We start from the raw sequence: 24,392 nt of genomic DNA on the forward strand, positions 1-24,392 counted from the left end.
AGGGGGACATGGCCCGCATTCTGATCGCCGAAGATGACGAAGCCGTTCGCAGCTTCGTCAAGCGCGCCCTCGAGCTGGACGGTCACGCCGTGGTCGCCCTGGAAGACGGTGCGGCGGCGGCCGAGACGCTGGCGAAGGAAAAGGGCGCCTTCGACCTCATCCTTTCGGACATCAAGATGCCGGTGATGGACGGCATCGCCTTCGCCCTGATCGCCGCCCGCGACTATCCGGCCGTGCCGATCCTGCTGATGACGGGCTTCGCCGACCAGCGCGAGCGGGCGAACGGGCTCGACGCGCTGATCCACGACGTCGTCACCAAGCCGTTCTCGCTGGCGGAAATCCGCCGCGCCGTCAGCGATGCCCTGCTCGGCATCTGCCGCGAAGAGACCCGCCGCTACGCCTGACCGCGTGGCGGCCTGCGCCTCGGCCGCAGCCCCTTCCTTCACGGAGGCGAGCCGTCGTCTCCCGCTCCGGCGCTGTCGCCGGCTTCCTTCTTCCCCCCAATCGTCCGTTGAAACGCAACGGGCCCGCGCTTGTCCCGCGCGAGCCCGAAATCGCAGCGCACGCCCGCAAGGCGCCGCTCAGTTGCGCCGCAGCAGCCGCTCCAGATAATCGAGTTCGATCATCGGCCGGGTCGGGTCCGAGAAGCGCCGGCGCAACTCCTCCAGGATCCGGCGCGCCCGCTGCACGTCGATCTCGTCCGGCACCCGCACCCGGTCGCCGAAATCCGGCCCTTCCGTGCGGCGTGGCCGCCCGAGCGGGTCCTCGTCCATCGGGCTGCCCTGGCGTCCGGCCATGCCGGGCCCGTCGCCCGGCCCCGGCTGTCCGAACATCTGCTCCGCCATGCCCTGCGCCCCGCGCCGCAGCGCATCCAGCGCATTGCCCTGCTGTCCGACGGCATCGCCCGGCTGACCCTGGCCGAGGCTGTCGCGGGCATTGCCCATCTCCTCGCCGGCCCGGCCGAGGTCGTCGTTCGACGGCATGCCGTTGCGGGCCATCTGGTCGAGAAGCTGCTGCAGCCGCTCGCCCAGTTGCCCCTGCCCTTCCTGAAGCTGCCTCAGGGCCTCGGCAAGCTCTTCCGGCGTCATTTGTCCCGGCTGGCCTTGCTGACCCTGCTGGCCCTGCTGACGACCCTGCTCCTGCTGCTGGTTGAAGCGGTTGGTCTGGTCCATCAGCTCCTGCTGCCGCTGGATCATCCGGCCGAGCTCGTTGAGCGCCTGCATCATCTCCTGCGTCATGCTGTCCGGCATCTGCTGCGGCCGGCCGGCCTGCAGGTTCTCCAGCATCCGCTGCATCTGGGCGAGCAGTTCGCGCGCGGCATCTCGCGAGCCGCTGCGCGCCAGTTCCTCGATCCGCGACAGCATCTCGTTGAGGTCCTGCGGCCGCAGGTTCTGCGCATTCGGATCGAGCGGCTGCATCGCTTGCGGGTTCTGCCGCAACTGCTCGGCCAGCGCCTGCATGTATTCGTTCAGCGCCTGGCGCAGCTCTTCCGTCAGCCGGGCGATCTCCTCATCGGACGCTCCCTCCTCCAGCGCCCGGCGCAGCGCTTCCTGCGCGTCGCGCAAGGCCCGCTCGGCGGTCGACAGGTCGCCGTCCTCGATGTTCAGCGCCAGTTCCCACAGCAGGTCGACGACATCGCGCAGCTCGTCGTCCGACTGCGCGGCAACGAGCTGGCCACGGGCGAAGCGCATGCCGAGATGGGTCCGCAGCTTCTCGCCGAAGACTTCCGGCGCCAGCATCAGGCCGTCGAACGCGTCGAGCACGCGCACCTGCGCATTGGCGTCGAGCGCCAGGCTGCGGCGCTGCTCGACCACCGCACGCGCCAGCGGCTTGGCGAAGCGCCGCTGCGGCAGGGTGAAGCGGTGCGGCTCGGAATAGCCGGTCTGTCCGGCATGGTCGCTGGCGCTCAGCACCACGTCCACCTCGGAGCCGGCCCAGGGATGGCTGGTCAGGTCGCGAATCGTTTCGCCGGTCCCGGTGCGCCGCTCGCCGGCGGCCAGCGACAGCGGAAAGCTCGGCGCCTCGACCAGGGGGCGGATCGCCGCGCCGCTGTCCTGGTTGCGGCGCTGCGCCGGGCGGATGTCGGCGCGCGCGCCGACGATGCCGTAGTCGTCCTGCGCCAGATAGGTGAATTTGACCGCGCCGCTGAGCTGCTCTTCCGGATCGTTGAGCAGGCGGATGGTCGGCGGCTCGTCCGGCTCCACCGCCACCTGCCAGGCATGCACGAGCGCTTCGCCGTCGCGGATTTCGATGGCCGCGGATGTCTCGAGCCGGCTGCGCAAACCGCCTGCGACAGCCGCCGGCGCCGCGCCCTCGTCGCCGCTCCCCCCGCCGGCCTCGGCCAGGTTCACCGTCTCCTGCGGCGTGACCAGCAGCACGGCAAGCGCACCGACCCCTTGCGCGCGGACGATCACCTCGCTGCCCTGCGGCACGCTGATCGCCTTGCTGGGGTCGCGCAATTCGGCCGCCGCCCCGGTCAGGAACACCGGCGCCCGGCCGGTATAGACCGGCGGCGCGATCCAGGCATCGATCCGGGCGGACAGGGGGGCTGCCTGCGGCGCGCCGCCGCCGAACGGCGACAGCCGCGACAGATGGCTGCCCTCGGCCGCGAAATAGCCGACCACCAGCAGCATCGCCGCCAGCACGCGCAGGGCAAAGGGATCGCGGCGGAAGGCCTGCGGGCTCGGCAGATCGGTGCGCACGCTGGCCAGAGCGGCGCTGGCGCGGCGGCGGTGCACCTCCCACAGCGCCCGCGTCTCGGCCCTCTCGCCGCCGTCGAACAGCCGGTCGTCCAGCGCCGCCAGCGGCCGGTGGCTGAGGCCCGAGACACGCTCGATCCGAGCCAGCGCTTCGGCGCGGGAGGGAGAACCGGCACGGGCGAGCGGCAGGGCGGCGTACACGGCAGCGGCCAGGACGCCGAGCGCGGCGATCGCCGACAGCCAGGACGGCAGCATCGACCACAGGCCGAGCCAGGACAGGCCGACATAGAGGGCGACAACGATCAGGACCGAGTGCAGCGGCGGCCAGACCCGCTCCCAAAGCAGCGACAGGCGCGTGCGCAGAACCGCCCGTTCGAGGCGCGCGCGCGCGCGCCGGGCCTCGTCGCCCGGCGGCGGGACGGCTGGGCCGGGTTCCGCTCCGGAACCGGCCGGTGTCGTCGCGTCTGTCACTGTCTGTCTCCGCGGCCCGACCCTTGGGTCACCCGCCCCCGTTCCGTTAGGGTGGGGCGTTTCGTCCGCTTTGGCAAGGCCGCGCCGGGCAAAGGCGCCCCGCGGCTCAGCTCTCGTCGAGCCAGGACGGCAGCCTGTCGAGGCCGATCAACTCCTCGTAGGTCGGCCGGGGACGCACCACCGCGTGGGCGTCGCCCTTCACCAGAACCTCCGGAACGAGCAGCCGGCTGTTGTAGCTGCAGGCCTGCACCGCGCCATAGGCGCCGGCCGAATGCACGGCCAGCAGGTCGCCCGGCACAACCGCCGGCATGTCGCGATCATGGCCGAGATAGTCGCCGGTCTCGCAGACCGGACCGACCACGTCGGCCATCACCCGCGGATGGTCGGGGGCCGGCAGGACCACCGTGCGGATCTCGTGATAGGCATCGTAGAGCGTCGGGCGGATCAGGTCGTTCATCGCCGCGTCGACGACCACGAAGGTCTTCGCCGCGCCCTGCTTCACATAGAGGACGCGGGTGACGAGGATGCCGGCATTGCCGGCGATCATCCGCCCCGGCTCGAAGATCACCTTGCAGTCGAGATGCTCGACATGCCGGCGCACCACCTCCGCATAGGCCTCCGGGTGCGGCGGCGGCTCGTTGTTGTCCCGGTAGGGAATGCCGAGCCCGCCGCCGAGATCGACATGGTCGATGGCATGGCCGTCGCCGCGCAGGTCCGCGATCAGCCCGCCGAGCCGCGAGAACGCCGTGTCGAAGGGCTCGAGCTCGGTGATCTGCGAGCCGATATGCATGTCGATGCCCGACACCTGCAGCCCCGGCAGGGCGGCCGCATGGGCATAGACCTCGCGCGCCCGGCCCCAGGGAATGCCGAACTTGTTCTCCGCCTTGCCGGTGGCGATCTTGGCGTGGGTGCGCGCGTCGACATCCGGGTTGATGCGGATCGAGACCCGCGCCGTGCGGCCCTTCTGGCTCGCCACCTGCGAAAGCTGCACCAGTTCCGGCTCGCTCTCGACATTGAAGCACAGAATGTCCTCGTCGAGCGCGTGCGCCTGTTCCTCCGCCGTCTTGCCGACGCCGGAGAACATGATCCGGTCGGCCGGCACCCCGGCCGCCCGCGCCCGGCGCAATTCGCCTTCCGAGACCACGTCCATGCCGGCGCCGAGCCGCGCCAGCGTCGACAGCACCGCCTGGTTGGAATTCGCTTTCATCGCGTAGCAGACGAGCGTCGGGATGCCGGCGAAAGCCTCGCTGAACACCCGGTAGTGCCGCTCCAGCGTGGCGGTGGAATAGCAATAGAACGGAGTTCCGACCTCGGCGGCGATCGTCTCGACCGGCACGTCCTCGGCAAACAGCCGGCCATCGACATAGTGGAAGTGATGCAAGGCCTTGTCCTGACCAGAGGGCACCGGTGGCGGTGGCGCCGCCGGCTGCCGGCATGAAAAAACGCGACGTCTCAGATGATGGCGTCGAGGATGAAGGGTCGGTCCGGGCGCGCCGACGCCGGCGCCTGCGCCGGAGCCGCCTGACCGGGCGCGGAGACGGCGGGATCCACCTGATCTGGACGATCGAGGGCGCCGCGACGGCCGCAGCCGGCCAGCGTCAGCGCCAGCACGGCCGCGATCAGCACGCCGCCGCTCAGGACCCGAGACATGCCAGCTTTCGCCATGGTGAGCGTCGCTCCTGTTGACGTCCGTTCGAAGCGGGCCGGCCCGGCCGGCCCCTGCCGTTTCCTCGCATGCGGCGGCGTTTGCCGCAAGTCCCCAGGGTCGGGACCTTGGGCCCGCCTTGCTGCCGCAGGTCTCTAACGCCGCGCGGCCTCGCGCTCCAGCGCCTTCAGCCAGCGCTTGGCCTGCTTGCGGACATTGGCCGGCGCCGTGCCGCCATAGCTGGTGCGCGAGCGCACCGACTTGTCGACCGACAGCACGGTGAAGATGTCCTCGGTGATGCGCGGCTCGATCGCCTGCAGGTCTTCCAGCGGCAGCCGGTGCAGCGGCACCCCGCGCTCCACGGCAAGGCCGACGGCGCGCCCGGTGACGTGATGCGCCTCGCGGAACGGCATGCCGATCACCCGCACCAGCCAGTCGGCCAGATCCGTCGCGGTCGAGTAGCCCGAGCCGGCGGCGGCCTTCATCGTCCTGGTGTTGGCGGTCAGGTCGCGGACCATGCCGGTCATCGCGGCCAGCGCCAGCGACAGGCTCGGCAGCCCGTCGAAGGCCTGTTCCTTGTCTTCCTGCATGTCCTTGGAATAGGCCAGCGGCAGGCCCTTCATCATCACCAGCAGCGCCGTCAGCGAGCCGTAGATGCGGCCGGTCTTGGCGCGCACCAGTTCGGCCGCGTCCGGGTTCTTCTTCTGCGGCATGATCGAGGAGCCGGTCGAGAAGCGGTCGGACAGGGTGACGAAGCCGAACTGCGCCGAGCACCAGATGACGATTTCCTCGGCAAGCCGCGACAGGTGCATGGCGCAGATCGAGGCCGCCCCCAGCGCCTCGATGATGAAGTCGCGATCCGACACCCCGTCCAGCGAGTTGGCCGTCGGCCGGTCGAAGCCGAGCGCCGCCGCCGTCATCTCCCGGTCGATCGGGAAGGACGTGCCGGCCAGCGCGGCGGAGCCGAGCGGGCATTCGTTCATCCGCTTGCGGGCATCGCGCATGCGCGAGCGGTCGCGGGCGAACATCTCGACATAGGCCATCAGGTGGTGGCCGAAAGTCACCGGCTGGGCCGACTGCAGATGGGTGAAGCCCGGCATGACGTCGCCGGCATGGGCGAGCGCCCGCTCGCTCAGCGCCTGCAGGAGCTCGGTGAGCTGCTCGTCGAGCGTGTCCAGCGTGTCGCGCACCCAGATGCGGAAATCGGTGGCGACCTGGTCGTTGCGCGAGCGCGCCGTGTGCAGGCGGCCGGCGGCCGGGCCGATCAACTCGGCCAGGCGCGCCTCGATGTTCATGTGGATGTCCTCGAGCGCCCGCGAGAAGGCGAAGTCGCCCGCCTCGATCTCTGACCGGATCGTGTCTAGACCGTGAGCGATCTTCTCGGCATCCTCGGCGGCGACAATTTCGCGCGCTGCAAGCATGCGGACATGAGCCTTCGAACCCTCTATATCCTGCCGGTAGAGCTTGCGATCGTAGTCGATGGAGGCGTTGATCTCCTCCATGATGGCGTCCGGCCCATCCGAGAACCGGCCTCCCCACATGCGATTGCTCATGAACGTGCCTTTCTGGCGCCCCTAAGGAACGGGTAATGGATCGATGACCAACGGAACCAGGCCTCCCCGGCGCACGCTCCTTCTCGGAGGTGCCGCCGTGGCCCTGATGGCGGGACTGGCGGGGATATACGTGATCGGCGGGGCCGATGGCAACCGGCAGCAGGCCGGTGCCTGCAGCGCCGCGGCTAGCCTTGCCGCCGAGATCGCGCCGCTCGCCCGCGGCGAGGTGGCTGCGTTCCTGCCGGCGAAGAACCCGAACGCGCTCTCCGACCTTGCCTTCCGCAACGACGCGGGCGAGCCGATCACCCTCGGCGATTTCCGCAACAGGGTGGTCCTGGTCAATCTCTGGGCCACCTGGTGCGCGCCCTGCCGCAAGGAGATGCCGGCGCTCGACGAATTGCAGGCGGACTTGGGCGGCGAGGATTTCGAGGTGGTCGCCGTCAGCGTCGACCAGACCGGCGAGGAAAAGCCGCGTGCCTTCCTGCAGGAGATCGGCGTCGGCAATCTCGCCTTCTATGCCGATCCCAGCATGAAGATCTTCCAGGACGTGCGCTCGCGCGGCCGCGCGCCGGGCCTGCCGACGACGCTGCTGGTCGATGGCGAGGGCTGCGAGATCGGCGCGCTGATGGGACCGGCCGAATGGGCCTCGGACGACGCCAAGGCCCTGGTGCGCGCGGCCATCGACGCCCAGCGCAAGGCAGCTCCTGAAGGGACCGGCAGCTAAGACGCCCGGCTCGACGGAAACCGAACGACAAAAGCGCCGGCCGGATGCGTCCGGCGCTTGATGGTTTGCGGCAGGTCGTGGAAAAGATCAGGCGGAGATGTCGAGCCTGCCGCCGACGCCCGCCGGCGTCGGAGCCTTGGCCACGGCGGCGGCATAGTCGGCATTCTGCTCCAGCATGGCCGCGAGCGCGGCCGTGGCATCGGCATTCTGCTTCATGAAGGTCGCGGCAAGCTGCGTCTGGGTCTGCGCCTGCGACATGCCGACCATGGCGGCGGCAACACTGGACATGAAAGCCTCCCGGTTCGAGCCTTCCCACCCCTCGCACGACCAGCATTAACGACGGGTTAATCCGGGCAACCTGCGCGGGTACCCGCACGCCTCAGCGGGTGGGAACCGGCACGTCGCCGCGATAGTCGTAGAAGCCGCGCTGGGTCTTGCGGCCGAGCCAGCCGGCCTCGACATATTTCACCAGCAGCGGGCACGGGCGGTACTTGGTGTCGGCGAGGCCCTCGTAGAGCACCTGCATGATCGACAGGCAGGTGTCGAGGCCGATGAAGTCGGCGAGCTGCAGCGGGCCCATCGGATGGTTGGCGCCGAGCTTCATCGCCGTGTCGATCGCCTCGACCGAGCCGACGCCCTCATAGAGCGTGTAGATCGCCTCGTTGATCATCGGCAGCAGGATGCGGTTGACCATGAAGGCGGGGAAATCCTCGGCAACCGCGATGGTCTTGCCGAGCTTGCGGGTGAACACCCGCGCCGCCTCGAAGGTCTCGTCCTCCGTGGCGATGCCGCGCACCAGTTCCACCAGCTCCATCAGCGGCACCGGATTCATGAAATGAATGCCGATGAAGCGCTCCGGCCGGTCGGTGGTCGCCGCGAGGCGGGTGATCGAGATCGACGAGGTGTTGGTGGCGAGGATCGCCTCCGGCTTCAGCAGCGGACAAAGCTGGCTGAAGATCTTGCGCTTGATCTGTTCGTTCTCGACGGCCGATTCGATGACGAGGTCGACATCGCCGAGTTCGTCCATGCTCTCGGCCGGCACGATCCGCGACAGGGCCGCCGTGCGCTCGTCCTCGGTCAGTTGCCCCTTGGACACCTGGCGGGCCATGTTGCCGTTGATCGAGGCCAGTCCCGACTGGATCCGATCCCGGGAAATGTCGTTGAGCTGCACCTCGAAGCCGGCGACGGCGCAGACATGCGCAATGCCGCTGCCCATCTGGCCCGAGCCGATCACGCCGACTTTCTTGATCTCGACCACCATCGTCCGTCCCGATTTCGTTTCGGTGCCACCGCGCGGCGCACCCTTGGGGAAAGTGAGGGCTATTCATGGCAACTTCGCGAGCCCGCCGCAAGGACCCGGCGGCGCTTTTTCGCAAGGCAGCAGCGCCATGGCGCCAACCGTCCCCGGCAACGCGGAAGGGCCCGCCGAGGACGGGCCCTTCGCAATCGTCTCCCCCGCGCCGCGGCGCGGTGCCGTCAGCCCTTGGCGGCCTCGACGGCGGCCTTGAACTGCGGCAGCACCTCGAACAGGTCCGCGACGAGACCGTAATCGGCGACCTGGAAGATCGGCGCTTCCTCGTCCTTGTTGATCGCCACGATCACCTTGCTGTCCTTCATGCCGGCAAGGTGCTGGATGGCGCCCGAAATGCCGCAGGCGATATAGAGGTCCGGCGCGACGACCTTGCCGGTCTGGCCGACCTGCCAGTCGTTCGGCGCGTAGCCCGCATCGACCGCCGCGCGCGAGGCGCCGACAGCCGCGCCCAGCGCGTCGGCGACCGGCAGCATCACCTCCTCGAACTTCTCCTTGGAGCCGAGCGCGCGGCCGCCGGAGATGATCACCTTGGCCGAGGTCAGCTCCGGGCGGTCGGACTTCGACAGTTCCTGGCCGACGAAGGTCGACAGATCCGACTGGGTCGCCGAAATCTCCTCGATCGCGGCCGAACCGGTCTCCTCGGCGGCAGCGAAGCTCGCCGTGCGCACGGTCACCACCTTCTTGGGATCGTTCGACTTGACGGTCTGGATGGCGTTGCCGGCATAGATCGGCCGCTCGAAGGTCGACCCGTCGATGACGGCGGTGACGTCGGAAAGCTGCATCACGTCGAGCAGCGCGGCGACGCGCGGCAGGATGTTCTTGCCGTTGGCGGTGGCCGGCGCGACGATCGCGTCATAGCCGCCGGCCAGCGACACGATCAGCTCCGACATCGGCTCGGCGAGCTGCTGGGCAAGCCCGTCGCCATCGGCGAGCAGCACCTTGGCGGCACCCGCGATCTTGGCGGCCTGCTCGGCGGCCGCGCGCGCGCCCTTGCCGGCGACCAGCACATGCACGTCGCCGCCCATCGCGGCGGCGGCGGTCATCGCCTTGTGGGTGGAATCGTTCAGCGCGGTGTTGCTGTGTTCGGCAACAAGAAGGATGGTCATCGTCAGTGTCTCCCTGTCCGTCCGATCACAGCACGCCGGCTTCGGTCTTGAGCTTGGCGACAAGCTCGGCGACGTCGGCGACCTTGACGCCGGCCTGGCGTGCCGGCGGCTCGACGGTCTTCAGCACTTCCAGGCGCGGCGTGACGTCGACGCCGCAGTCTTCCGGAGACTTCTCGTCGATCGGCTTCTTCTTCGCCTTCATGATGTTCGGCAGCGAGGCGTAGCGCGGCTCGTTGAGGCGCAGGTCCGTCGTGACGATGGCCGGCAGCTTCAGCTTGACGGTCTGCAGGCCGCCGTCGACCTCGCGGGTCACGTCGACCGTGCCCTCGCCGAGGTCCACCTTCGAGGCGAAGGTGCCCTGGCTCCAGCCGAGCAGCGCGGCGAGCATCTGTCCGGTCTGGTTGCAGTCGTCGTCGATCGCCTGCTTGCCGAGGATGACGAGGCCGGGCTGCTCGTCCTCGACCACCTTCTTCAGGATCTTGGCGACGGCAAGCGGTTCGGTGGTGGCGTCGGTCTTGACCAGGATGCCGCGGTCGGCACCCATGGCCAGACCCGTGCGCAGCGTCTCCTGCGCCTGCTGCGGGCCGACCGAGACCACGATGATCTCCGTGGCCTTGCCGGCCTCGCGCAGACGGATCGCCTCTTCGACGGCGATCTCGTCGAACGGGTTCATCGACATCTTGACGTTGGCCAGATCGACCCCCGAGCCGTCGGCCTTCACGCGCACCTTGACGTTGTAGTCGATCACCCGCTTCACGGGCACAAGGATTTTCATTGGTTTTTCAACCTCCCGCTGACGCGACCGCAAGTTACCGCCGCCGGTCGCCTTTCGTATCCGCAACGCCTCAGGACAGCCGGAAACCGCGGCTTTTTCGCAGGTTCCGTGTCGTCGGGCCGGGACCGTACTGACGCGCTTGGTGGCTGTCAACGCCACGTAAGGGAACCCTGCCGTCGCAGGAGCGACGCCCGCTTCCCCACGCCGCCCGAAGCCCCCTACACCCCCCTGTCGAACAGCGGCACGCCGCGCCGGCGCATCGGCACCACCAGCAGGGCGCCGGCGGCGGCACCGGCCACATGCGCCCACCAGGCGACAGTGTCGCCATCCTCGGCCGGACCCAGCACCATCACCACCTGGAAGGCGATCCACGCCCCCAGCACCCAGGCGGCCGGCAGACGCAGCGGCAGCCGGCCGAAGGCCAGCACCCAGACCCGCACCTTGGGATGCAGCACCAGATAGGCGCCGATGATGCCGGCCACCGCGCCGGAGGCGCCGATCAGCGGCACGATCGACCCCGGCTCGATCAGGGCGTGGCCGAGCCCGGCCGCGGCCGCGCACAGCAGATAGAACACCAGGAAGCGAAAATGCCCCATCGCGTCCTCGACATTGTCGCCGAAGACCCACAGGAACAGCATGTTGCCGCCCAGATGCATCCAGCTTCCATGCAGAAAGGCATAGGTCACCAGCGCCGCCGGTTCGGGAAACACCACGAGATCGGGCGCCAGGTCGCGCAGGTCGAACAGCACCGCCGGGATCAGCCCGTAGGAGAGGCTTGAGGCCTGCATCGCCGGCTCCGACAGCCCGCCCTGCTGCACCAGGAGGAAGATCGCCACATTGGCGAGGATCAGCCCCCATGTGACAAATTGTCGCCGCACATGCACGAGCGGCTTGTGATCGTAGAGCGGAATGAACATCGGCCGGCCGTCCTGTTGCGTCGTCGCAGCTTTCCGGCCTGCGCGCCCCGGCGTCAAGTGCGTCGTCAAGGGGCGGTCTTGGCCCTAGCGGTTCTGGCCCGGCACCCACAGCACATCGGCGGCGCCCTTGTCGTTGACCCAGCGCGCGGCGACGAAGAAGAAATCGGAGAGCCGGTTCATGTAGACCAGCGCCGGCCGGCCGACGGTCTCGCGCGCCGCCAGTTCGGTCATCAGCCGCTCGGCCCGGCGCGACACCGTGCGGGCAAGATGGAGCTGCGCCGCCGCCGCCGTACCGCCCGGCAGCACGAAGGAGCGCAGCGGCGACAGGTCGGCGTTGAACCGGTCGATCGCCGCCTCGATGGCCGAGACCTGCGCCTCGGTGACGCGCAGCGGCGGATAGGCCGGCGGCGTGTCGCTTTCCGGTGTGGCGAGATCGGCGCCGAGGTCGAACAGATCGTTCTGGATCCGCGCCAGCACCGCGTCGAGCTCGGGATGCGCGCGCGCCGTCTCCAGCCGCGCCAGGCCGACCACCGCATTGGTCTCGTCGACCGTGCCATAGGCCTCGACCCTGAGGTCGTGCTTGGGCCGCCGCTCACCGGAGGCAAGCGCCGTGGTGCCGGCATCTCCCGTCTTGGTGTAGATCTTGTTCAGCACCACCATGGCATGTCCTTCCACGAAATTCGTTTCCCGGCCGCGCCTTACGGCCGCACGCCGCTCAGATAGAGCACCACCATCACCAGGACCACGGCGAGGAACTGTAGCCCGACGCGCCAGCGCATCAGCAGTTGCGAGCGCGACGACGAGCCGCCGCGCATCATGTTCCACAAGCCCAGCAGCAGCACGACCGCCACCGCCCCGACGGCGAAGGGTATGGTCATGCGCAGGAAGTCGGCCATCGGAAGTCCTTTCTCAGCAGGGGCGCGGCAGGCGCCGGCGTCCTATTCCTCGGATCGCGCCGCCCGCGACAGCACCCAGTCGAAGCCCCGGGTCGGCAGCAGGCGTTTGAGGCCGGCCATCACGGTGGTCGGCACGGTCACCCGGTAGCGCGGGCGCGGCCGCGGCGCCTCCACCGCATGCACCAGGCGCTTGACCACCGCCCGCGCCGGCAGCTTGAACAGCGACGGCTCGCCGGCCCGCATACGGGCAAGGCGCCGCTCGTAGATCTCCCGGTGGGGCGAGCCGGCCGCCCCCTCTTCGCCGATCACCCTTTCGAAATTCGCCATGGCGTTTTGGGTGAAGCGGGTGGCGATCGGCCCCGGCTCGATCAGCGAGACATGGATGCCGGCGCCGGCGAGCTCCAGCCGCAGCGTGTCGCTATAGCCTTCCAGCGCGAATTTCGAGGCATTGTAGGCCCCGCGATAGGGCATGCCCATGAAGCCGAGAATCGACGAACACTGCACGATGCGCCCGTGTCCCTGCCGGCGCATATGCGGCAGCACCGCCCGCGTCAGCGTGTGCCAGCCGAGGAAATTCGCCTCGAACAGCCCGCGCAGCGCCTCGGACGGAATGTCCTCCAGCGCGCCGGGAATGGCATAGGCGCCGTTGTTGAACAGCGCGTCGAGCCGGCCGGAGGTGCGCTCGAACAGTTCCGCCGCCCCCTCGATGAGGCTCGCCTCGTCCTGATAGTCGAGGCGGAAGCTCTCGAAGCCTTCCGCCCGCAGCCGGTCCACGTCCTCCGCCCGCCGCGCGGTGGCGAAGACGCGCCAGTCGCGGCCGCGCAGCGTATGGGCGGCGGCGGCGCCGATCCCGGAGGAGCAGCCGGTGATGAGAATGATGCGCTGCGGCCGGACATATGCGGCTGTCAGTGACCCGGCCATGTCTCAGGTCTTCTCCCGTCCCGTCCCAGCCCGTTCCGATGCGGTCAGATCGCTTCGCCGACCAGCAGCCGCGGCGCCGGCCCCTCCAGCCCCGCCGCCTGTCGGATGAAGAAGCGCTTCAGCGAGGGCATGCGGTCGACAAGGCCGAGGCCGACATCGCGGGCCGCGCGCACCACATCCATATCGTTGGAAAACAGTCGGTTCAAGACGTCGGTCACCACTCCCATGCGGAACGTGTCGAAGCGCCGCCAGCGCTCGTAGCGCTCCAACACGTCGAGCGCGCCGATATCCTCGCCGAGCCGCCGCGCCTCGACCAGCACCTCGGCGAGCGCCGCCACGTCCTTGAAGCCGAGATTGAGCCCCTGGCCGGCAATCGGATGGATGCCGTGGGCGGCATCGCCCGCCAGCGCCAGCCTGGGCCGCACGAAGTCGCGCGCCAGCGTCAGACCGAGCGGGAAGGCGTGGCGCGGTCCGGCCAGCTCCAGCTTGCCGAGATGATGGCCGAAGCGGCGCTCCAGCTCCAGCTCGAAGGTGAAGTCGTCGCCCGTCACCAGCCGCTCGGCCTCGACGCGCCGCTCCGTCCATACCAGCGACGAGCGGTTGCCGGTCAGCGGCAGGATGGCGAAGGGACCGGAGGGCAGGAAATGCTCCTCGGCGCGGCCCTGATGCGGCCGCTCATGGGCAACGGTGGTGACGATGCCGGACTGGTCATACTCCCAGCGCACCGTGCCGATGCCGGCAAGCTCGCGCAGCTTCGAGCGCACGCCGTCGGCGGCGACCAGCAGTTTCGCCGTGCGAACCCCGCCCGAGGCAAGGCGGATCTCCACCTCCGACGGTCCGGTCGCGAAGCCGGCGACCGTGTCCGGTGCGATCAGCTCGACACCGAGCGCCTCGGCCCGCTCGGCGAGCACGGCCACCATGTGCCCGTTCGGCACCATATGGGCGAAGGGCTCGCCCAGCTCGACCTCGCCGTCGAAGGTCAGGAACACCGGCCGCACCGCATCGCGCAGCCGCGAATCGGTGACGATCATCTCCATCATCGGCTGGGCATGCGGCACGATCCGCTCCCACACGCCGAGCCGGTCCAGCATGCGGCTCGCCGCCGCCGCGACGGCGGAGGCGCGCGGGTCCTGCTCCAGCGCTTCGCGCGGGCGCATATCGACCACGGCGACGCGAAGGCCCGGATCGGCCTGCTTCAGCGCCACCGCCAGCGACAGGCCGACATAACCGCCGCCGCCGACCAGCACGTCGAGCCCGTCCGCCTGGATGCCCATCCTGTCGCTCCCGTGTTTGCACGCTCGTTCACACGACCCGGGACGGCTGCCCCTGGGTCAGTCTTGACAATGCCGTCCGGCGCCCCGAAGGCTCACGCACCCTTTCCGTCCCTGCGAACAGGTGCCGCATGCGCTCAGCCGTCGACGACCTCCTCTCGATACTCGATCTCGAGCCGCTGGAACACAACCTCTTCCGCGGCATGAGCCCGCAGGTCGGCTGGCAGCGGGTTTTCGGCGGCCAGGTGATCGGCCAGGCGCTGGTCGCCGCCTCCCGCACCGTGCCGCAGGACCGCGCCGTCCATTCGCTGCACGGCTATTTCCTGCGCCCCGGCGATCCGGCCGTGCCGATCATCTACGAGGTCGACCGCATCCGCGACGGCGGCAGCTTCACCACCCGCCGCGTCGTCGCCATCCAGCACGGCGAGCCGATCTTCTCCATGGCCGCCTCCTTCCAGACCTTCGAAGAAGGCCTCGACCACCAGGTCGCCATGCCCGACGTGCCGATGCCGGAGGACCTGCCCGGCGAGGCGGAGCTGAAGGAACAGTTCCTCGCCCATGCGCCGGAGCCGGTGCGCCGCTACTGGGAGCGCGACCGGCCGATCGAGCTGCGCCCCGTCGACATGACCCACTATTTCAGCCGCCGCAAGCTGACCCCGTCGCAGAACGTCTGGGTCCGGGCCAGCGCCGCCCTGCCGGACGATCCGCGCGTCCATTCCTGCGTGCTTGCCTATGCCTCGGACATGACGCTGCTCGACACCTCGCTCTTCGCCCATGGCACCAGCGTGTTCGACCCGCGGCTCCAGGTAGCAAGTCTCGACCACGCCATGTGGTTCCATCGCCCGTTCCGCGCCGACGAGTGGCTGCTCTATGCCGAGGACAGCCCGTCGGCCTCCGGCGGGCGCGGCTTCACCCGCGGCTCGCTCTATTCGCGCGACGGCCGGCTGGTCGCCTCCGTCGCGCAGGAAGGGCTCATCCGCGTGCGCGCCGACCGGTCGCCGGCCTGATCAGCGAAAGCTGCCGCTGAAGCCGCGGATCGCCAGCGGATTGTCGGACAGCGCCGCCGCGTCCGGCGTGTCGGTCGCGGGCTGCCCAGTGAAGGCGTCGAACAGCTTGCGCACGAAGGTCTCCGGCAGGTCGCGGGTGATGAACACCAGCCGGCTGCGATGGTCGGCGTCCGGCCAGGCCGGCAGCGTCGCCGGCGGATGGAACACGTGCTGCACCCCGTGCAGCACCACCGGCCGGTCCGGATCCTCGGCGAGCTGCACCACCCCCTTCATCCGCAGCAGCTTCGGCCCATGCGCCGAGCGCAACAGATCGAGGAACATCTCCAGCGCCGCCGCCGGGATCGGCCGGTCGGTCGACAGGGAGAAGGCGCGGATCGAATCGCCGTGACGGTTCACGTCGTGCCCATGATCGTGATGCCCATGATCGTGGTGCCCGTGATCGTGATGCCCGTGATCGTGGTGATCATGATGGTGATGGCCGTGGGAATGGGAATGGCCGTCGCGATAGGCTTCCTCGTTCAGCCAGCGCGCCACATCCGCCGTCTTGGTCGCCGGATCGTAGAGCCCGGTGCCGACCAGCCGGGCCGCCGTTGCCTCGCCGCTGGCCGCCAAGATCACCGGGGCGGCCGGGTTGAGCCGGGCAATGCGCCGGCGCAGCGGGCTCGCCGGATCGAGCGCCGCCGCGCCCTCCGCAAGATCGGTCTTGGTCAGCACGATGCGGTCGGCCACCGCCACCTGCTTCACCGCCTCCTCCTGCGCATCGAGCGTGGCGAGCCCGTTGACCGCGTCGACCAGGGTCACCACCCCGTCGAGCTGGTAGCGCATCACCAGATAGGGATGCTGCATCACCGTGTGCAGCACGGGAGCCGGATCGGCGAGCCCCGTCGTCTCGATCACCACCCGCGACAGCCGCTCGCTGCGGCCGTTGTCGAGCCGGCGCAGCAGATCCTCCAGCGTCGTCACCAGATCGCCGCGGATGGTGCAGCACAGGCACCCGGAGGACAGCTCGACGATGCCCTCCTCGCCTCCTTCCACGAACAGGTGGTCGAGGCCGACCTCGCCGAACTCATTGATGATCACCGCCGCGTCGGCCAGCGCCGGATCCTTCAGCAGGGTGTTGAGCAGCGTCGTCTTGCCCGCGCCGAGAAAGCCGGTGATGACGGTCAGCGGAATGGGCGGCTTCGGCCCGCGCGGGCGCTTGCCGGTCTGGTCGGTCTCGGTCACGTCACGGTCCTTTCGCGGACGCCGGCCGCTCGGCCGACGCACCGGTCTATGGGCGAGGATTTGGGGACGGGCGCGGCAGGATCAAGAGCGGCTCGCCGCGGAAGATCGCGCCCGGCTTGGCTTCGCCCTGCGGCGCCGGCGCAGCGGCGGCGGCCGTCGGCAGCAGGGCGGGCGTCGCCGCGACCGCGCCCGTCGCCGGCTTTTCCCGCGGCATCGGCACGGTTGTCAGCGCGGCGACCTTCGCCTCGGCCGGCGCCGCGCCGCCCTTGGGCACGCCGAGGCCGACCTGCAGCGCCTGGTCGGCGCGGGCGCGCGGGCCGATGATCTGGTCCATCACCTTGCCCCAGTCGGTCTTGCCGTCGTCCCCGGCCGGCGCGTCGTCATCCGCCGAGACCACCTGTTGCGGCGACTGGGCGACGATCGCCTGGCGCACGCCGTCGGACGCCGGGCCGGCCTGCGCATAGGACAGCGTCCTGGAGCCGCGCAGACCGCCGGTGCCGTAGGCGGCGAGCAATTCCTCGGCGGTCGGCCTTGGATTGCGCTTGCAATATCCGTCCGCCGGCGGCCCGCCGGCAATCCCGGCCATGCTGTCGAGGGTGCGCCCCGGCCGCTGGCTGAACGCGGCATCGACCAGCACGCGGGCCTTGGCGGCCCGTTCCACGCCGGACGAGGCGCCCAGGATCACCACCAGCACGGTGCGTCCGCCCCGGCTCGCCGTCGCCACCACGTTCAGTCCGGAATTGCAGATATAGCCGGTCTTCATGCCGTTGGCGCCGCGCACCCGGGCAAGGTATTCGCGATTGGCCGAGCGCAGCGTCTGCTTGCCGACCTGGATCGCCGGCAGGCTGAAATAGCCCTGATATTGCGGGAACTCCCGCCACACCGCCCGTCCCAGCACGGCCAGGTCGCGGGCCGAGGACACCTGCCGGTTGTCCGGCAGCCCGTGCGGATTGGCGAAGGTCGTGGCGCTCATGCCGAGACGCCGCGCTTCCGCGTTCATCATGTCGATGAAAGCGGGCTCGGAGCCCGCGATCGATTCGCCGATCGCCACGGCGATGTCGTTCGCCGACTTGACGATCAGCATCTTCAGCGCGCTGTCGAGCGTCAGTTGCGTGCCGGGCTTGAAGCCCATCTTGCTGGGCGGCTGGGCATGGGCATTGGTGCTGATCGCCACGGCGCTGTCCAGCGTCGCGCGCCCCTCGCGCACCGCCTTGAAGGCGAGATAGGCGGTCATCAGCTTGGTCACCGAAGCCGGATACCACTGGCGCAGCGCGTCCTTGTGGTCGAGCACCGCCCCCGTCTCCGCATCGATGACGATCCAGGCGCCGATGTCGGCGCGGGCGGTCCCGCCGGTCTGCAGCAGGGCGCCGACCACGAGCGCTGCCGCGATCGCGAGGCCGCGCAAATGCCTGCCCAGGTGCTTGCGCAAGGGGCGTCCGGTAAAGTCCAGCACGTCAGCCAGCACGTCAGAATGCCTCCGCAGGTCCGCCCGCCACAGCTCCAGCCGCCGCATCGAATTGTCCGCGCCGGGACGGGCCGCCCGTGGGAGGCCCCGTCCATGCCCGAATGTCCATGCCGGATATATGTAACCGATCCTGCGGGCGGAATGCAAAACCTGCAAGTTTTCCGCCCCTGTCCGCCGCCCGCCCTTATGCGCGGCAACCGCCCCTGCCCGCGCAAGCGGCATTTGCCGAAGATTGAGGCAGTCGCTCCCGTCCGCCGCGCCGGGAAGCCGCCGCCGCCCGCCCGGCCGCGGCCGGTCGCGACTGGCCCCGCTCTTGCTTGGCAGCGTCCGACGCCCCTGCGACAGGGGCGCGACGACCGGCCGCGACCCTCTCGCGGCTCTCGAACGTCCGGCGTAAGCTCCGGATTCCCATGACTATTCGAGCGAGGCCAAACAGCCGAATGACCGTCGAACCCGCAGCCCCGGCGATCCCGTCCCCCGCGATGCAGCGCGCGCACGGGCACGCCCATGTCACCTTCGCGCGGCAGGGCGACGCGACGCGGCTGAAGGAGCTCGGCCAGAGCGGCTCCGCCAAGATCCGCCTGCCGAAGACCCACGGCTCCCCGCCGGTCGCCGTCTTCCTCAACACCGCCGGCGGCCTGACCGGCGGCGACCGCATCGAGTTCGACGCCACCGCCGGCCCCGGCGCCCATGCGGTGCTGACCACCCAGGCGGCCGAGCGGGTCTATCGCAGCATCGACGGCCCGGCCGAGGTGGCGAGCGCCCTGCGCGCGGAGGAGGACGCGGTGCTGGAATGGCTGCCGCAGGAGACCATCCTGTTCGACCGCGCCTCCTTGCAGCGCTCGCTCACCGTCGACCTTGCCCCCGGCGCCCGGCTGCTGGCGGTGGAGAGCCTGGTGCTCGGGCGCGAGGCGATGGGCGAGGATGTGCACGCCCTCGGCTTCCGCGACCGCTGGCGCATCCGCCGCGACGGCCGGCTGATCTTCGCCGACGAGGCCCGCATCCAGGGCGATGCCACCGACATTCTCTCCGGCTCGGCGACGGCGGCCGGCAGCCGCGCCTTCGCCACGCTGGTCGATTGCCGCGAGGGCGTCTCCGGCCTGCTGGAGCGGGCGCGCGAGGCGATGGGCCCGCTGCTCGGCGAGCGGCTGCGCGGCGGCGTCAGCGCCCTTCCCGACCTTCTCGTCTTCCGCTTTCTCGCCGACAGCGGCCAGGACCTGCGCGCCGGCCTCGTCTCCTTCCTGGAGACCTGGCGCGGCACGCGCCTGCCGCGCACATGGTATTGCTGAGGACAGGCACGCACCGCAGATGCAGATGAGGACCAGGCCATGAAACTGACCCCGCGGGAAAAGGACAAGCTGCTGATCGCCATGGCAGCCGAGGTCGCCCGCAAGCGGCTCGCCCGCGGCGTCCTGCTCAACTATCCCGAGGCCGTGGCCTTGATCAGCGACTTCGTCGTCGAGGGCGCCCGCGACGGGCGCAGCGTCGCCGAGCTGATGAGCGCCGGCGGCCAGGTGCTGACCCGCGACCAGGTGATGCCCGGCATCGCCGAGATGATCCACGACGTGCAGGTGGAGGCGACCTTTCCCGACGGCACCAAGCTCGTCACCGTCCACCAGCCGATTCGCTGACAGAAGGAGCGCCGGATGATCCCGGGTGAACTGATGCCCGCCGAGGGCGACATCGAGCTCAATGCCGGCCGCCGCGTGCTGGAGATCGAGGTCGCCAACACCGGCGACCGTCCGGTGCAGGTCGGCTCCCACTATCATTTCGCCGAGACCAACCCGGCGCTCGCCTTCGACCGGGTGGCGGCGCGCGGCCACCGGCTGGACATTCCCGCCGGCACGGCGATCCGCTTCGAGCCGGGCCAGACGCGCAAGATCAGCCTCGTTCCCTATGTGGGGGATCGCGCGGTCTACGGTTTCAATGGCAAGGTGATGGGCACGCTCTGACCAACCGAAGGACACCCGACGTGACCCGCCCAGCATTCCTGACCGCCCCCGCCGTCCTGCTCGCCCTGTGGCTGCCGGCCGCTCCCGCCAGTGCCCAGCAGGATCCGGGCATCGATTGCGAGAACGCCACTGTTCAGATGGAGCTCACTTACTGCGCCGAGAAGGACTGGGAAGCCGCCGACAAAGAGCTCAACACCGCCTACGCGGCGGCGATGAAGGCGATGCGCGCCATGGACGCCGATCTCTCCGCCGACCTCAAGGGCGCCGCCGAGGCGCTGAAGGAGGCCCAGCGCGCCTGGGTCCCCTATCGCGACAAGGCCTGCGCCGCCGCCGGCTTCCTCGCCCGCGGCGGCTCGATGGAGCCGATGCTTATCTATTCCTGCCTTGCCGAACTGACCGAGCAGCGCACCCAGGAACTGGAACAACTGACCGAGGGTCTGGGGAACTGAGCGATGGGCGTCACCGTGATCAACAAGTTCGTGGTTCCCGAGGAGGCGGTCGAGGCGTTTCTCGACGAGTTCTCGGAGCACCGGGCGTTCCTGGCGGCCCAGCCGGGCTTCCTGTCCGGCGCCCTCTACCGCAAGGCCGGCGGCCCCGGCCGGTTCAATCTCGTCAACCTCGCCCGCTGGGAGAGCGCCGGCCATCTCGCCGCCGCGCGCGAGGCGCTTGGAAAGCTCTACGAAGCCCGCGGTTCCGACCCCGGTGCGCTCTATCGCCGCCTCGGCGTCGAGGCCGACATCGCCAGCTACTCGGAAATCGTCACCTATTGAGGTAAGGCCATGCCCTTCAAGATCAGCCGCGCCGCCTATGCGGACATGTTCGGACCGACCACCGGCGACCGGCTCCGCCTTGCCGACACCGACCTTGTCATCGAGATCGAGAAGGACTTCACCATCTATGGCGAGGAGGTGAAGTTCGGCGGCGGCAAGGTGATCCGCGACGGCATGGGCCAGTCCCAGCGCACCAGGGCGCAAGGCGCCGTCGACACGGTCATTACCAATGCGGTGATCATCGACCATACCGGCATCTACAAGGCCGATATCGGCCTGACCGGCGGGCGCATCTCCGGCATCGGCAAGGCCGGCAACCCGGACATCCAGCCCGGCGTCGACATCGTCATCGGACCGGGCACCGAGGCCATCGCCGGCGAGGGCAAGATCGTCACCGCCGGCGCCCTCGACATGCATATCCACTTCATCTGCCCGCAGCAGATCGACGAGGCGCTGATGTCCGGCGTCACCACCATGCTGGGCGGCGGCACCGGCCCGGCAACCGGCACCAACGCCACCACCTGCACCCCCGGCCCCTGGCACATGGAGCGCATGCTGCAGGCCGCCGAGGCCTTCCCGATGAACCTCGCCTTCGCCGGCAAGGGCAATGCCGCGCTGCCGGCGGCGCTGGAGGAGCAGATCCTCGCCGGCGCCTGCGCGCTGAAGCTGCACGAGGACTGGGGCACCACGCCGGCGGCCATCGACTGCTGCCTGGCGGTCGCCGATGCCTATGACATCCAGGTGATGATCCACACCGACACGCTCAACGAGAGCGGCTTCGTGGAAAACACCACCGCCGCCTTCAAGGGCCGCACCATCCACGCCTTCCACACGGAAGGCGCCGGCGGCGGCCACGCGCCGGACATCATCAAGCTGTGCGGCGAGGCGAATGTCATCCCCTCCTCGACCAATCCGACGCGGCCCTACACGGTCAACACCATCGACGAGCATCTCGACATGCTGATGGTGTGCCACCACCTCGACAGCTCGATCCCCGAGGACGTCGCCTTCGCCGAAAGCCGCATCCGCAAGGAGACCATCGCGGCGGAGGACATCCTGCACGACATGGGCGCCTTCTCGATCATCGCCTCCGACAGCCAGGCGATGGGCCGGGTCGGCGAGGTGATCATCCGCACCTTCCAGACCGCCCACAAGATGAAGGTCCAGCGCGGCCGCCTTGCCGGCGAGGCCGGCGACAACGACAACCTGCGCGTCCGCCGCTACATCGCCAAGGTGACGATCAACCCGGCCATCGCCCATGGCATTTCGCAGCATGTCGGCTCGGTCGAGGTCGGCAAGCTCGCCGACCTGGTGCTGTGGGATCCCGCCTTCTTCGGCGTCAAGCCGGAGTTGGTGCTCAAGCTCGGCACCATCGCCGCCGCGCCGATGGGCGACCCCAACGCCTCGATCCCGACGCCGCAGCCCGTCCACTACCGGCCGATGTTCGGTGCCTATGGCCGCTCGATGACCGCCTCCAGCGTCACCTTCGTCTCGCAGGCCGCCTTCGACGACGGCATTGGCGAGCGGCTCGGCCTCGACCGGCTGGTGCTGCCGGTCTCCAACACCCGTTCGGGCATTTCCAAGGCCTCGATGGTGCTGAACGACGCCACCCCGGTGATCGAGGTCGACCCGGAGACCTACGAGGTGCGCGCCGACGGCGAGCTGCTGACCTGCGAACCCGCAAAGGTCCTGCCGATGGCCCAGCGCTATTTCCTGTTCTAGGTTCGAGGACGGAGGAACCGTCACCGACCGGAGGAGTCTTGCATGTACACGCTGATCGGCTATCCGCGCACCCGCGCCATGCGGGTCCTGTGGATGCTGGAGGAACTGGGCGAACCTTACGACTACATCCCGGCGGCCCCGCACGCCGCTGAGGTCACCGCGCTCAATCCGACCGGCAAGGTGCCGGTGCTGAAGGACGGCGACGCAGTGCTGACCGATTCGGTCGCCATCTGCCAGTATCTCGCCGACAAGCACGGCAGGCTGACCTGTCCCGCCGGCACGTTGGAGCGGGCGCGCCAGGACGGGATCACCCAGTTCACCGTCGACGTGCTGGAAGGCGCCCTGTGGACGGCCGCCAAGAACAGCTTCATCCATCCGGAGGAGCTGCGGGTGCCGGAGGTCAAGCGCGTCTGCGCCGCCGAATTCGCCGCCGGCCTGCGCCATCTCGAGCACCTTCTGGGCGAAGGCCCGTTCGTCATGGGGGCGGAATTCACCCTGCCCGACATCCTGATCGTCCACTGTGCCAACTGGGCGAGGCTGGCGAAGTTCGACCTGCCGGAGAGCGGCCCCCTCGCCGATTATCTCGAGCGGGCCGGTTCGCGGCCGGCCCTGGCCGCCGCCATGAAACGAGGAGCCGAGGCCATCGCATGATCCGGGTACAGGAGATCCTCGCCGCCGGCCGCTGGGAAGGCGCGCCGGCCGACAGCATCGTGCTCGACCGGGAGGACCGGCACCGCCGCCGCGCGGTGCTGGACTGTGCCGGCGGCACCCGCGTGCTGCTCGACCTGCCGCGCCCGGTGCAACTGCATCACGGCGACGGACTGCTGCTGGAGGACGGCCGCATCGTCGCCGTTCTCGCGGCCGGCGAGGAGCTTGTCGAGATCGAGGCGGCGACCGCCGACGACCTGCTGCGCATCGCCTGGCATCTCGGCAACCGCCATCTGCCGACCCAGCTCCTGCGTGGGGCCCTGCGCATCCGCCGCGACCACGTGATCGAGGACATGGTGGCCCGGCTCGGCGGCACGATCACCCCGCTCGTCGCCCCCTTCGATCCGGAAGGCGGCGCCTATGGCCACGGCACTGTCGAGGGGCACGACCATCCCCATTCCCACGGCCATTCGCATTCCCATGAGGCCGGCCACCACCATCCTCACGGCCATTCCCACTCCCACTCCCACGCGCACGCGCACTCTCATGACGGCCCCGCTGCGGATGGCTCCTGAGACGAGCGCCGGGTCCGGCGCCGGCCTTTCCGGCGCGGGGCTGCACACCCTGCTCGCCTGGACCTCGCCGTCCTTCCCGGTCGGCGCCTATACCTATAGCCACGGTCTGGAATGGGCGGTCGAGGATGGCACTGTGCGCGATGCCGCGACGCTGCGGGCCTGGGTGACCAGCGTGCTACGCCATGGCGCCGGCTGGAGCGACACGCTGCTGCTCGTCCACGGACTGCGCGCGGCCGCCCTCGGCGAGGAGGCGGCGTTCCGCGAGCTGCTAGACCTGTCGCTCGCCCTGCAGCCGAGTTCGGAGCGCCGGCTGGAGGCGAGCGCGCAGGGCGATGCCTTCATCGCCGCCATCATCGGCGCCTGGCCTCCCTCCGGAGACACGGCGGCAACGCGGCTTTTCGCCCGCCTGACACAAGGCGAGGCCGCGCTTGCGCGCGGGGAGTGGACCTATGCCCTGGCATTTTCCGCCGCCGCCGCGGCCTGGGGCCTGCCGGAAGGGCCGGTCGCCACCGCCTTCCTGCATGCCTTTGCCGCCAACCTCGTCTCGGCGGCGGTGCGCGCCGTGCCGCTCGGCCAGACCGACGGCCAGCGCGTCGTCAACGGGTTGGGGGACGAGATCGTCACCCTTGCCGCGGCCGCGCTTCAAGCGCCGCTCGAGGAGATCGGCGGCTGCGCCTTTGCCGCCGACATCGCCTCCATGAAGCACGAGACCCAGTACACCCGGCTGTTCCGCTCTTGA

27 protein-coding genes are annotated in these 24,392 nt (G+C 69.7%); 12 read left to right on the forward strand and 15 right to left on the reverse strand.

Annotated features, from left to right (window positions below; all coding sequences use genetic code 11):
* Positions 1-8: 8 nt before the first annotated feature.
* Entirely contained in the window at positions 9-404 is a 396-nt protein-coding gene (locus TSB10GB4_RS01740) for a response regulator (RefSeq protein WP_186387554.1), read from the forward strand.
* Positions 405-581: 177 nt separating this feature from the next.
* Here TSB10GB4_RS01740 and TSB10GB4_RS01745 read toward each other — a convergent pair whose 3' ends face one another.
* The 4 genes from TSB10GB4_RS01745 to argH form a co-directional block, all read right to left on the reverse strand.
* Positions 582-3,170: a TIGR02302 family protein gene (locus TSB10GB4_RS01745; protein ID WP_186394307.1), complete on the reverse strand. Its 2,589-nt coding sequence runs from the start codon at positions 3,168-3,170 to the stop codon at positions 582-584.
* A gap of 106 nt (positions 3,171-3,276) precedes the next feature.
* Positions 3,277-4,551, reverse strand: a complete 1,275-nt coding sequence (gene lysA, locus TSB10GB4_RS01750; RefSeq protein ID WP_186394308.1) for a diaminopimelate decarboxylase — start codon at positions 4,549-4,551, stop codon at positions 3,277-3,279.
* A 71-nt stretch (positions 4,552-4,622) separates the two neighbouring features.
* The gene (locus TSB10GB4_RS01755) at positions 4,623-4,820 is read right to left on the reverse strand and encodes a lipoprotein (protein WP_186394309.1); all 198 of its coding nucleotides are present in this window, start codon (positions 4,818-4,820) and stop codon (positions 4,623-4,625) included.
* 150 nt (positions 4,821-4,970) lie between these two features.
* Entirely contained in the window at positions 4,971-6,368 is a 1,398-nt protein-coding gene (gene argH, locus TSB10GB4_RS01760) for an argininosuccinate lyase (protein WP_186394310.1), read from the reverse strand.
* 106 nt (positions 6,369-6,474) lie between these two features.
* Here argH and TSB10GB4_RS01765 point away from each other — a divergent pair, with 106 nt between their 5' ends.
* Positions 6,475-7,092 (forward strand): TlpA disulfide reductase family protein, encoded by a 618-nt coding sequence (locus TSB10GB4_RS01765; RefSeq protein ID WP_244296416.1) that lies wholly within the window; start codon positions 6,475-6,477, stop codon positions 7,090-7,092.
* A gap of 87 nt (positions 7,093-7,179) precedes the next feature.
* Here TSB10GB4_RS01765 and TSB10GB4_RS01770 read toward each other — a convergent pair whose 3' ends face one another.
* The 9 genes from TSB10GB4_RS01770 to TSB10GB4_RS01810 all read right to left on the reverse strand — a co-directional run bounded on the left by TSB10GB4_RS01770 (position 7,180) and on the right by TSB10GB4_RS01810 (position 14,293).
* Positions 7,180-7,380, reverse strand: coding sequence for a hypothetical protein (locus tag TSB10GB4_RS01770; protein WP_186387560.1), 201 nt, complete (start codon positions 7,378-7,380; stop codon positions 7,180-7,182).
* Positions 7,381-7,471: 91 nt separating this feature from the next.
* Positions 7,472-8,353 (reverse strand): 3-hydroxybutyryl-CoA dehydrogenase, encoded by an 882-nt coding sequence (locus tag TSB10GB4_RS01775; RefSeq protein WP_186387561.1) that lies wholly within the window; start codon positions 8,351-8,353, stop codon positions 7,472-7,474.
* 215 nt (positions 8,354-8,568) lie between these two features.
* Positions 8,569-9,510 carry an electron transfer flavoprotein subunit alpha/FixB family protein gene (locus TSB10GB4_RS01780; protein ID WP_186394312.1) on the reverse strand — a complete coding sequence of 314 codons (942 nt, stop codon included), beginning with the start codon at positions 9,508-9,510 and terminating at the stop codon, positions 8,569-8,571.
* 25 nt (positions 9,511-9,535) lie between these two features.
* A complete protein-coding gene (locus TSB10GB4_RS01785) occupies positions 9,536-10,285 on the reverse strand; it encodes an electron transfer flavoprotein subunit beta/FixA family protein (RefSeq protein ID WP_186387563.1) in 750 nt (249 codons plus the stop codon).
* Positions 10,286-10,503: 218 nt separating this feature from the next.
* Positions 10,504-11,202, reverse strand: a complete 699-nt coding sequence (locus TSB10GB4_RS01790) for a rhomboid family intramembrane serine protease (protein WP_186394313.1) — start codon at positions 11,200-11,202, stop codon at positions 10,504-10,506.
* Between the two features lie 84 nt (positions 11,203-11,286).
* Positions 11,287-11,862 (reverse strand): cob(I)yrinic acid a,c-diamide adenosyltransferase, encoded by a 576-nt coding sequence (locus tag TSB10GB4_RS01795; RefSeq protein ID WP_186394342.1) that lies wholly within the window; start codon positions 11,860-11,862, stop codon positions 11,287-11,289.
* 38 nt (positions 11,863-11,900) lie between these two features.
* On the reverse strand, positions 11,901-12,098 hold the full coding sequence (locus TSB10GB4_RS01800) for a twin transmembrane helix small protein (RefSeq protein WP_186394314.1): 198 nt from the start codon (positions 12,096-12,098) through the stop codon (positions 11,901-11,903).
* 42 nt (positions 12,099-12,140) lie between these two features.
* Positions 12,141-13,019, reverse strand: coding sequence for an SDR family NAD(P)-dependent oxidoreductase (locus tag TSB10GB4_RS01805; RefSeq protein ID WP_186394315.1), 879 nt, complete (start codon positions 13,017-13,019; stop codon positions 12,141-12,143).
* Between the two features lie 44 nt (positions 13,020-13,063).
* Entirely contained in the window at positions 13,064-14,293 is a 1,230-nt protein-coding gene (locus TSB10GB4_RS01810) for a ubiquinone biosynthesis hydroxylase (RefSeq protein WP_186394316.1), read from the reverse strand.
* A gap of 128 nt (positions 14,294-14,421) precedes the next feature.
* Between TSB10GB4_RS01810 and tesB the strand changes: the two genes are divergently transcribed.
* The gene (tesB, locus tag TSB10GB4_RS01815; protein WP_186387569.1) at positions 14,422-15,297 is read left to right on the forward strand and encodes an acyl-CoA thioesterase II; all 876 of its coding nucleotides are present in this window, start codon (positions 14,422-14,424) and stop codon (positions 15,295-15,297) included.
* Here the strand turns inward: tesB and TSB10GB4_RS01820 are convergent, their stop codons facing one another.
* Both TSB10GB4_RS01820 and TSB10GB4_RS01825 read right to left on the reverse strand, forming a co-directional pair.
* The gene (locus TSB10GB4_RS01820) at positions 15,298-16,521 is read right to left on the reverse strand and encodes a GTP-binding protein (protein WP_208984350.1); all 1,224 of its coding nucleotides are present in this window, start codon (positions 16,519-16,521) and stop codon (positions 15,298-15,300) included.
* A gap of 46 nt (positions 16,522-16,567) precedes the next feature.
* Positions 16,568-17,986, reverse strand: coding sequence for a D-alanyl-D-alanine carboxypeptidase family protein (locus TSB10GB4_RS01825; RefSeq protein ID WP_186394317.1), 1,419 nt, complete (start codon positions 17,984-17,986; stop codon positions 16,568-16,570).
* A gap of 440 nt (positions 17,987-18,426) precedes the next feature.
* Here TSB10GB4_RS01825 and TSB10GB4_RS01830 point away from each other — a divergent pair, with 440 nt between their 5' ends.
* The 9 genes from TSB10GB4_RS01830 to TSB10GB4_RS01870 are packed head-to-tail and all read left to right on the forward strand — an operon-like array spanning position 18,427 to position 24,392.
* A complete protein-coding gene (locus tag TSB10GB4_RS01830; protein WP_186387571.1) occupies positions 18,427-19,275 on the forward strand; it encodes an urease accessory protein UreD in 849 nt (282 codons plus the stop codon).
* A gap of 39 nt (positions 19,276-19,314) precedes the next feature.
* On the forward strand, positions 19,315-19,617 hold the full coding sequence (locus TSB10GB4_RS01835; protein ID WP_158194080.1) for an urease subunit gamma: 303 nt from the start codon (positions 19,315-19,317) through the stop codon (positions 19,615-19,617).
* Between the two features lie 15 nt (positions 19,618-19,632).
* Complete coding sequence (locus TSB10GB4_RS01840; RefSeq protein WP_186394318.1) at positions 19,633-19,938, forward strand: urease subunit beta; 306 nt, start codon at positions 19,633-19,635, stop codon at positions 19,936-19,938.
* Positions 19,939-19,958: 20 nt separating this feature from the next.
* Positions 19,959-20,387 (forward strand): lysozyme inhibitor LprI family protein, encoded by a 429-nt coding sequence (locus TSB10GB4_RS01845; protein WP_244296410.1) that lies wholly within the window; start codon positions 19,959-19,961, stop codon positions 20,385-20,387.
* Positions 20,388-20,390: 3 nt separating this feature from the next.
* Positions 20,391-20,708, forward strand: a complete 318-nt coding sequence (locus TSB10GB4_RS01850) for an antibiotic biosynthesis monooxygenase (RefSeq protein ID WP_186387574.1) — start codon at positions 20,391-20,393, stop codon at positions 20,706-20,708.
* A gap of 9 nt (positions 20,709-20,717) precedes the next feature.
* Positions 20,718-22,430, forward strand: coding sequence for an urease subunit alpha (ureC, locus tag TSB10GB4_RS01855; RefSeq protein ID WP_186394319.1), 1,713 nt, complete (start codon positions 20,718-20,720; stop codon positions 22,428-22,430).
* A 42-nt stretch (positions 22,431-22,472) separates the two neighbouring features.
* Complete coding sequence (locus TSB10GB4_RS01860) at positions 22,473-23,081, forward strand: glutathione S-transferase family protein (protein WP_186394320.1); 609 nt, start codon at positions 22,473-22,475, stop codon at positions 23,079-23,081.
* The gene (locus tag TSB10GB4_RS01865) at positions 23,078-23,653 is read left to right on the forward strand and encodes an urease accessory protein UreE (RefSeq protein WP_186394321.1); all 576 of its coding nucleotides are present in this window, start codon (positions 23,078-23,080) and stop codon (positions 23,651-23,653) included. Before TSB10GB4_RS01860 ends, TSB10GB4_RS01865 begins: the two co-directional genes overlap by 4 nt.
* Entirely contained in the window at positions 23,643-24,392 is a 750-nt protein-coding gene (locus TSB10GB4_RS01870) for an urease accessory protein UreF (RefSeq protein ID WP_186394322.1), read from the forward strand. The genes TSB10GB4_RS01865 and TSB10GB4_RS01870 overlap by 11 nt, the downstream gene beginning before the upstream one ends.

The sequence above is a fragment of the Stappia sp. TSB10GB4 genome (assembly GCF_900185745.1).
Classification (GTDB): Bacteria; Pseudomonadota; Alphaproteobacteria; order Rhizobiales; family Stappiaceae; genus Stappia.

What these genes read in the sequence shown, in the direction of transcription:
- TSB10GB4_RS01740 (WP_186387554.1), top strand. Translation starts at nt 9, where the DNA reads ATGGCCCGCATTCTGATCGCCGAAGATGACGAAGCCGTTCGCAGCTTC.
- TSB10GB4_RS01755 (WP_186394309.1), bottom strand. Translation starts at nt 4,820, where the DNA reads ATGTCTCGGGTCCTGAGCGGCGGCGTGCTGATCGCGGCCGTGCTGGCG.
- argH (WP_186394310.1), bottom strand. Translation starts at nt 6,368, where the DNA reads ATGAGCAATCGCATGTGGGGAGGCCGGTTCTCGGATGGGCCGGACGCC.
- TSB10GB4_RS01765 (WP_244296416.1), top strand. Translation starts at nt 6,475, where the DNA reads ATGGCGGGACTGGCGGGGATATACGTGATCGGCGGGGCCGATGGCAAC.
- TSB10GB4_RS01770 (WP_186387560.1), bottom strand. Translation starts at nt 7,380, where the DNA reads ATGTCCAGTGTTGCCGCCGCCATGGTCGGCATGTCGCAGGCGCAGACC.
- TSB10GB4_RS01775 (WP_186387561.1), bottom strand. Translation starts at nt 8,353, where the DNA reads ATGGTGGTCGAGATCAAGAAAGTCGGCGTGATCGGCTCGGGCCAGATG.
- TSB10GB4_RS01780 (WP_186394312.1), bottom strand. Translation starts at nt 9,510, where the DNA reads ATGACCATCCTTCTTGTTGCCGAACACAGCAACACCGCGCTGAACGAT.
- TSB10GB4_RS01785 (WP_186387563.1), bottom strand. Translation starts at nt 10,285, where the DNA reads ATGAAAATCCTTGTGCCCGTGAAGCGGGTGATCGACTACAACGTCAAG.
- TSB10GB4_RS01790 (WP_186394313.1), bottom strand. Translation starts at nt 11,202, where the DNA reads ATGTTCATTCCGCTCTACGATCACAAGCCGCTCGTGCATGTGCGGCGA.
- TSB10GB4_RS01795 (WP_186394342.1), bottom strand. Translation starts at nt 11,862, where the DNA reads ATGGTGGTGCTGAACAAGATCTACACCAAGACGGGAGATGCCGGCACC.
- TSB10GB4_RS01800 (WP_186394314.1), bottom strand. Translation starts at nt 12,098, where the DNA reads ATGGCCGACTTCCTGCGCATGACCATACCCTTCGCCGTCGGGGCGGTG.
- TSB10GB4_RS01805 (WP_186394315.1), bottom strand. Translation starts at nt 13,019, where the DNA reads ATGGCCGGGTCACTGACAGCCGCATATGTCCGGCCGCAGCGCATCATT.
- TSB10GB4_RS01810 (WP_186394316.1), bottom strand. Translation starts at nt 14,293, where the DNA reads ATGGGCATCCAGGCGGACGGGCTCGACGTGCTGGTCGGCGGCGGCGGT.
- tesB (WP_186387569.1), top strand. Translation starts at nt 14,422, where the DNA reads ATGCGCTCAGCCGTCGACGACCTCCTCTCGATACTCGATCTCGAGCCG.
- TSB10GB4_RS01830 (WP_186387571.1), top strand. Translation starts at nt 18,427, where the DNA reads ATGACCGTCGAACCCGCAGCCCCGGCGATCCCGTCCCCCGCGATGCAG.
- TSB10GB4_RS01835 (WP_158194080.1), top strand. Translation starts at nt 19,315, where the DNA reads ATGAAACTGACCCCGCGGGAAAAGGACAAGCTGCTGATCGCCATGGCA.
- TSB10GB4_RS01840 (WP_186394318.1), top strand. Translation starts at nt 19,633, where the DNA reads ATGATCCCGGGTGAACTGATGCCCGCCGAGGGCGACATCGAGCTCAAT.
- TSB10GB4_RS01850 (WP_186387574.1), top strand. Translation starts at nt 20,391, where the DNA reads ATGGGCGTCACCGTGATCAACAAGTTCGTGGTTCCCGAGGAGGCGGTC.
- ureC (WP_186394319.1), top strand. Translation starts at nt 20,718, where the DNA reads ATGCCCTTCAAGATCAGCCGCGCCGCCTATGCGGACATGTTCGGACCG.
- TSB10GB4_RS01860 (WP_186394320.1), top strand. Translation starts at nt 22,473, where the DNA reads ATGTACACGCTGATCGGCTATCCGCGCACCCGCGCCATGCGGGTCCTG.
- TSB10GB4_RS01865 (WP_186394321.1), top strand. Translation starts at nt 23,078, where the DNA reads ATGATCCGGGTACAGGAGATCCTCGCCGCCGGCCGCTGGGAAGGCGCG.
- TSB10GB4_RS01870 (WP_186394322.1), top strand. Translation starts at nt 23,643, where the DNA reads ATGGCTCCTGAGACGAGCGCCGGGTCCGGCGCCGGCCTTTCCGGCGCG.